The organism is Veillonella sp. VA139 (genome assembly GCF_003992005.1).
In the GTDB taxonomy this organism is placed as follows: Bacteria; Bacillota; Negativicutes; order Veillonellales; family Veillonellaceae; genus F0422.
In genome coordinates this window covers 1-3,548 of the sequence record NZ_RQVL01000049.1, presented here as the reverse complement: position 1 = coordinate 3,548, position 3,548 = coordinate 1, and the positions used below count along the sequence as shown (strand labels likewise).

At 35.7% G+C, this 3,548-nt stretch carries 1 protein-coding gene; it reads right to left on the bottom strand.

What is annotated here, in order from left to right:
* On the bottom strand, positions 1-3,548 hold a 3,548-nt coding region (locus EO125_RS09905), incomplete at both ends, for a hypothetical protein (RefSeq protein ID WP_164726507.1).

Here is a 3,548-nt window from a genome sequence, read left to right as displayed (position 1 = left end):
TCACGGAATGCTTTGTAGACATTTTGTATAGTAGAAATAGTTGGTCCTTGGAATCCGTTTGTTGGAACTAAATCACCCAAACCAATGTTTCTACTAAAGTCTACACCAGCTAATGCTGGTACCCCATACATAGCTACTAAAGCTAAGGATTTTTTATTAGGGTCATTACCAGCCCACTCCATAACGAGCTTTTTCATTTCCTTCGTAGGTGATGTTCCTGTAATCCATTCAGCAAGTTCATCTCCTGCTCCAGCTACTGGTACACCCATCATACCTGCCATAACTAAGTATTGACCAAAGAATCTAGCGATAGCTTTCTTATCTCCAGACTGGAATAATTCTACCATTAATTCAGCTTCTTTTACTGGGTACTTTTTGAATTGTAATAACAATTTACCAATAGAACCAAGTTTAGTAAATAGCTGAGGAGCATCTTTGTCGGAATAGTCAAAGTTAGTTTTACGTACGAAATCACGAGCTATATCTGTAGCCTCTTCTGGAGTTTTCCCATCTGCTATCGCTTGGCGATAAGCTACTAAAGCGGCTACACGTCGAGTGTACTTATCTGTAGCATTAAACATAAACATAGATTTCTCTAAGAATTTACCAATAGGTAATCCTTTGATGTTCATGTTATAGATACTCTTTTCGTTCATCAACGCTTGTGTTTCTAAGGCAGTGTCTTCACGATTGAGACCAATTCTGTTAAACATTTTCTTTTCACTCAAGGAAACGTTTCCACTATATAGAGAGGCATCTCTCATGGCTTGTGCTGTGAGTTTGTTAAATCCAGAGAAAGTAGTAATGTTCATTAGTGTACCAAGCTGTGCAATCGCCGCCGTTGGTCTGAACATACCTAACTTCAATACAGTAATTGTCTGCATACTAAATCCTAATGCATCAGTGACTGCTTTTTCTCCGAACATAGCTTTTACCCAAGTTTTGCCAAATACGTCGTTAAAGACTTGGTTTAGCATCTTATCTACACCATTAGGTAATCCAACTACGCTACCAATGAAGTTGTTAAGAATCTCTTGGTAATCGTTTTGAGCTCCTTCGCCACCTCTACCAAATTGAGATTTGTAGTCGTGACCAGTAATGTCACGATACAGTGCGGTAGCTCTGTAGTAGAATACACTTGTTGGAATATATCTAGCATTGTAGCGGATATAATCTTCCATGTTACCTAATACATCTGGGTTAGCACCTTTGGCATTCATTCTTGTTTGATTAAACTTATCTCTCATATGGTTGCCATAATTGATTAATAAGTGTTTTTGAATGTCTAATTTACCAACAGTAGGTTTTAAGCGGAATAATTCATCAAGGTTTGCGTGTTTACGTTCTTCTTGTAACTGTTTTTTATCTATTCCTAAATCTGCTAACTTTTCTTTATCTTCTAATAATTCAATGAATTGCTCTCTGTTTAAGCCTTTGCCTTTAGTAATAAACTCATCAATGATTTTAGCAATCATAGGATAACTATGACTAATACGTTCAAATCGTTTATTAATATCTTCTGGGGATTCTAATTCTTCCAAGATGGTATCATAGCTAGGGTCATAAGAATCTTCATAGATTGCAGATGCCGTTCTAGCATCATCAAACCTAGAACCATGTTCTACGATTGAATACGAATTACCGTCATTTGCGAATTGAGACGCATACTCCATAGCATCTTTTTGAGTTTTAAAAGAAGCTAATTTGTCATATTGTCTATATTCACCGTTTTCATCATCTCGTACAGTTTTTACTTTATAAACACCATATTTACCGTGCAAGCTAGGAGTATAGCCCCATAACAACTTCGGTCTTTGGTCTTCATCTTGCCCGCTGTCTTTCCATGCATGGACTTTATCATTGTAGATTTTCTCACGTAGAGTAATCCAATGATTATAAGCATGAGCAACTTCTTTAGAATACCCTTTATCCTTGATGGCTTGGATTGTAGCTGTTCTTGCTTTCTGTTTAGCATCACTATAAGAGCCGATTGTTCTCAACCCTGTATCAGATGCTAATACTCTCCATTTGTTTTCTTTGAAGTCCATAAACACTTTGTAGCCATCATTTTTTAATTCTTTATATCTTTCCTTAGCTGATGCTTCGTCCATATACTCTTCAAAGATGTCATTGTTTGCTAGGTTGACATAATACTCTTTACCATTATGGTTTACAGCTATTGTTTGAACAAAGTCACGACCAAGTTCGTTAATCTCTCTAGTAAGTTTTTCAAACTCTTTTGATTTATCTCCTATAGTTTGTTTCATTTTGTCGAACAATCTATAGTAAGTTTGCATTAATTTAGTTTGGTCATTCTCAGCTTTCTCTGCCCATTTGATAATAGCTCCCGCTTGAGGAATATACTTTTGAATCATTCTGATTGGAGAAACAAACCATTTTTTAAGACCCCATCCAGAGATATTACCGCTACGTGTATCACGATTGATAATCTCTACATTGTCTGGAGTTTTAATACCAGCTTTTTTGCTAACCTCTCTAGCTAACCTTTTACCAGCCGCTACGATAGGTTGTTCCTTAGCCTCTTGCTCTTCTTTTTGGGCTTGTTTTTCTACCTCTGTTGGTTGTTTTTGTTTAGCTACTTGTGTTGAATCTTTCCCTTTTTGGAATTGGATTTCATCAAGCCTATCTGACTTTTCAAGTATTTTAGCAACATTCTCGTCTAAATCTAAACCTTCTTCTCTGAAATGAATATTAATTCCAGCTTCTTCAGCAGCTTTTTTAATAATTTCAAAACTATCAAGGTTCTTTTGTTTCTCAAACTCTTTGGATTCCATGTTAATAAGTATATCTGTTACCATTTCTGGAGTGATTCTACTAACAGCTTTAAATTCTGTCATACTCCGTTTGTGATGAGATAACTCTCTATGGAGTTCTTTCAAGAGCTGTTCGACCTTAGCACTAGGATATGTATGTCTAATTTCTTTAAACGTTTCTTTCCAAGTATCTTCTTTAGGAGAATTTGTCATTTCCAATAAAGACCGAAGAACTGCTGCTGTAAAGTCATCTCCGTTAATTCTAGCCTTATTAGGACTACTTACTTTTTTATTATCGGACGTAATAGCTCCCATAATGTATTTAAACTGGTCATCCAAAGTCTCTAATTTTTCAATGGAATTCTTCGCACTTGCATCCTGTCCTTCTTTGTGAAGTTCTACAACCAGTTCTTTTATTTTTTCGTCGTTGTCTAATAAATTTCTATTTGTTAATTCGTGGTCCTTGATTTCTTCGTTGCTATTCACATTTTGTAAAACAGGAGAAGTAAAAAAGTCAGTGCCTTTATTTCTATCCCCAGAAATACCCGCTCTACCATTGTTTTTAGACAAAACATCATTGAGGATATTTATAATCTCGTCTTCGCTTAATTTTTCTCCTTTTTTATTTTGCTCTTTCTTTAAGATGGTTTTAACTGTTCTATCGTTTCCAGAATGCATATCCCCATCACTAGATAAGTATTTAAGACCCTCATACCAATCATTCTTTAGAATAAGTAAATGGTCTTTGTATTTTAGTAGTTCTTTAATGCCAGG